At 66.4% G+C, this 3,203-nt stretch carries 5 protein-coding genes; all 5 read right to left on the bottom strand.

All coding sequences use genetic code 11. The features are described from left to right. Nucleotides 1-99 precede the first annotated feature (99 nt). The 5 genes from ACFV6D_RS38675 to ACFV6D_RS38655 all read right to left on the bottom strand — a co-directional run bounded on the left by ACFV6D_RS38675 (nucleotide 100) and on the right by ACFV6D_RS38655 (nucleotide 2,695). On the bottom strand, nucleotides 100-213 hold the full coding sequence (locus tag ACFV6D_RS38675; protein WP_380563416.1) for a DUF1918 domain-containing protein: 114 nt from the start codon (nucleotides 211-213) through the stop codon (nucleotides 100-102). Between the two features lie 439 nt (nucleotides 214-652). Then, nucleotides 653-1,108 carry a hypothetical protein gene (locus ACFV6D_RS38670; protein ID WP_380563414.1) on the bottom strand — a complete coding sequence of 152 codons (456 nt, stop codon included), beginning with the start codon at nucleotides 1,106-1,108 and terminating at the stop codon, nucleotides 653-655. 32 nt (nucleotides 1,109-1,140) lie between these two features. Beyond that, nucleotides 1,141-1,614, bottom strand: a complete 474-nt coding sequence (locus ACFV6D_RS38665) for a peptidase inhibitor family I36 protein (protein WP_380563412.1) — start codon at nucleotides 1,612-1,614, stop codon at nucleotides 1,141-1,143. After that, nucleotides 1,611-2,207 (bottom strand): ETX/MTX2 family pore-forming toxin, encoded by a 597-nt coding sequence (locus ACFV6D_RS38660; protein WP_380563410.1) that lies wholly within the window; start codon nucleotides 2,205-2,207, stop codon nucleotides 1,611-1,613. The genes ACFV6D_RS38665 and ACFV6D_RS38660 overlap by 4 nt, the downstream gene beginning before the upstream one ends. After that, the gene (locus ACFV6D_RS38655; protein WP_380563408.1) at nucleotides 2,195-2,695 is read right to left on the bottom strand and encodes a hypothetical protein; all 501 of its coding nucleotides are present in this window, start codon (nucleotides 2,693-2,695) and stop codon (nucleotides 2,195-2,197) included. The genes ACFV6D_RS38660 and ACFV6D_RS38655 overlap by 13 nt, the downstream gene beginning before the upstream one ends. Nucleotides 2,696-3,203 lie beyond the last annotated feature (508 nt).

Here is a 3,203-nt window from a genome sequence, read left to right as displayed (position 1 = left end):
ACTCCCATACCAGTGAAGTCAGGATGTTCAAGAGATCACGCAGTGGCCCGCTTTTGATGCGCCGTCCGTGGCCCTAATTTCACCCGTCGACGACATCCCTCAGCCGTCGCTGAACCGGACCGTGCAGGGCGGGTTGCCCTGGGGCCCCAACACCTCGACGATCTCCGCAACCCTCGACCCCACACGGATCCGGCCACCCACACAGGCCGGCATGAGAAGGCGATACGTGAGCTGCTGTTCGGTTCGTGGGCGCCTGATTGTGTGGCCCTGTGGCGTCCGGCCTGGCCGGGTGGAGGGACTTACCTGCCCGAGGCCACCCAAGACAGCTGATCCACCCCGCCCCACAGATGCCACCCTGATCAGTGCAAACGGATTCGGTGCCCTGCGAACCTCAGGGCACCGAATCCGTTTGCGCGATGACGTGGGTCTTCGTCTCGGATGATTCGGTGGCCGCTGACCGCTGATGACAGACGGCTCACCGTGATTCCGGCGGAACTTCCGGCTGTTCAGGGCCTGTTCTGAGGAACGATGGCGGAGACCGTCCTGGCCGTCACACCGGCGGTGACCGGCAGCACGGTGGCTTGGCGGGGGTGGCGCTTGGACGGCTGGGTGTCGGTGTCGTTCACGGACTGCGTGGGCTGTGGGGTCGGTGTCAGGTGATGGTGATCTGGAATGCGACCTGGGCCTTGTCACTCGCGCGGGCGACGACCAGGTCGGGTCCCGCGGCACCGGCGGCGGTCAGGTCGGGGGCGGTGGCGAAGCCGTCCTGGTCGGTGACGGCAGTGGCGTCGTCCTTTCCGTCCGGGAACTTCAGCCCGGGGCCGGGGGTGGAGAACGTGATGGTGGCGCCCTTCACCTTCTTGCGGTCCTTGTCGAGGGCCTGGGCCTTGAGGCGGACGGGCACCTTCTTGCCGCTGGCCACCTTCTGCCCGTCACCCTGGACCACCCACAGACGGGTCACCGTCGTGTTGGGGTCCGCGGTCGTGGCGCGTACAGCGGGTACGGGCTGGGTGGTGTGGGCCTGGCCGCCGCCGGCGGTCGGGACGACACCGAGTACGGCGATGGCCATGGCCGCCGCGTTGCGTTTGAGGGGGATGTTCACGGGCATTCCTTCCGGGCTGGAGAGGGCGTGGGCCTGGGTCAGCAGGGTTTGAACGACGTGAAGTTCGAGAACTTGTAGTCTCTGCTGAAGGGCTCCATGGTGTGTGAGCCCTGGTAGTTGCTCTTCTCGTACCAGCAGTAGCGGACGGGGGAGTTGTTGATCATTCCGTCGACCGCCAGGCTCCCGGTGAGGGTTTTCCCGTCGGTGAGTTTGACGCGCGACATGTCTGCCACGTCGGTGCCCGGCAGGACGGCGAACGCGCCGTAGTCGTACCACCCGTCGTAGACGCACACCCAGCCCACCGGGCAGGGAGTCTCCTTGCTGTCGGTGCTGTCGCCGTTCAGGATGTGCACGCCGGGTGGGTTTCCCAGCGGTACGGTGTCGGCTGTAGCGGTCGTGCCACAGCTGAGCGTCATCGCGGCGGCCAGAGCCAGAGCGGCCGTGGCCGTGCGTGTCGTCCGGTGGCCTCGGGGCCGGCTGTTCATCACTGTCGTCACCTCGTGTGTCGTCACTTCGAATTCGGCAGGGCTTCGGTCCATACGGCCTTGCCTACGACTGGCACTTCCTCGGTGACAGGGCCGATGAGCTGGTACCGCTGGGTTTTCTTGTCGCAGTCGAGGATCCGCTCGTAGTAGCCGGTGACCTCCGCGCTCTCGATGCCGACGTAGTACGTGAAGCCGACCCCGACAGGGGCCGTCAGCCGGACCTCGGTCTCCTTCTCCACCGAGTTGGTCTCCGTCATGGTGAAGCCGTATGCGGCGGTGAACTTGGTCTTGACGCTGGCGGAGAAGACCTTGTAATCGGCTTTGGCCTCGGCTTCGATCGAGTAGCCCAGGTCGACCTTGTGGGAGAACGACTTGGTCAGGCTCTCCTTGACTTTCTCGGTCTGTTCCAGCGGCGCGGACCCCTTGCGGTTGTCCAGGGTGAACTTGGTGGCGATCTCACGCTTGAGCACCGGGTCGCCGACGGAGGCGAAGTGCCATTGGTCGTCGCACTTGATGTCGGTCTCCTGGGCGGCCGCGTGCTGCGGGGCGGCGAGCAGCGGGACGCAGCTCGCGATCAGAAGGGCGGCCAGTGCCGTGCGGGAACGGTTCAGGAGTTCCATGGCGTCCCCAGCAGCTTGAGATCGGTGGCGACACCCGGCTTGTCGCTGGTCCACCAGACCTGGGCGTTGGAGCCTTTCGCAATGTCGAAGTCCGCGTAGACGCTCTCATCCGAGTCGATCTGGACCCACATGATGTCGGCCATGCTCTTCATCGACGCGGAGCACTTCTTCACGTCGGAATTCGGTGCCTTGCCGCCATCGCAGTCGTACACCACCAGGGAGAGGTTCCCCAGGGCGCGGCCGGTGTTCTTGTAGGTCAGCCGACCGCCGGCTTTGCCTTTGGCGGTGGTGATCGCGCACCAGATCACGGTGCCGCCGGTGACCGCCATGGCTTTGCCTGAGGCGCCGGAACAGGCAGGCTCGGCGGCGTCCGGCTTGGCTTGGGAGGCGGGTGCGGCAGCCGAGAGGGCGAGGATGCAGGCGCAGGCCGTCGCGACGCACAGGATGCTGCTACGACGGGCCGGTGAGGCGGGGGGTGAGGGGTACACGGTCCTCCCTGGTCGTGAGTCGGTCCCGGCAGGCGCAGCACAGCGGGCATCCGTTGGCTGCGACCGGGCTCGGAGATGATCACGGGCCAACCGGACGAGACATGCTCTGGTCTAGAGGGTGATCACCGGCATGATGATCACCTGGGCCTACTGGCAGATCGCGCAAGTCGACCTCGCCGCCCTGATCAATCACCCGGACAGTGCCACCGGCCGACTGGGCACACTGCCGAGAACGACGGGGCGGCGTGCCGGAACAACTCGACCGGCCGCCGGATCCCGAGACGCGAGCCTGCGATGTCCTGTACCGGACGGCTGGACCCCCAAGTGTCACAGCACCAACCCCTGACCCATCCCACCCCGCACGCTCTTCCTGACCAGCACAGACGCCGATGGCCCCGCCCCCAAACAAGAGGGGGCCGACGCGGCAGCCCACACCAAAACGGCCGCGGGGGGGAAACCCAAAGAGCGGTTATAGCCGCCCCCCGCGCGCGGGGGGGGGAGGGTGCGA

It is taken from the genome of Kitasatospora sp. NPDC059812 (genome assembly GCF_042732075.1).
GTDB lineage: Bacteria > Actinomycetota > Actinomycetes > Streptomycetales > Streptomycetaceae > Kitasatospora.
This window is presented reverse-complemented; position numbering and strand designations above follow the sequence as displayed.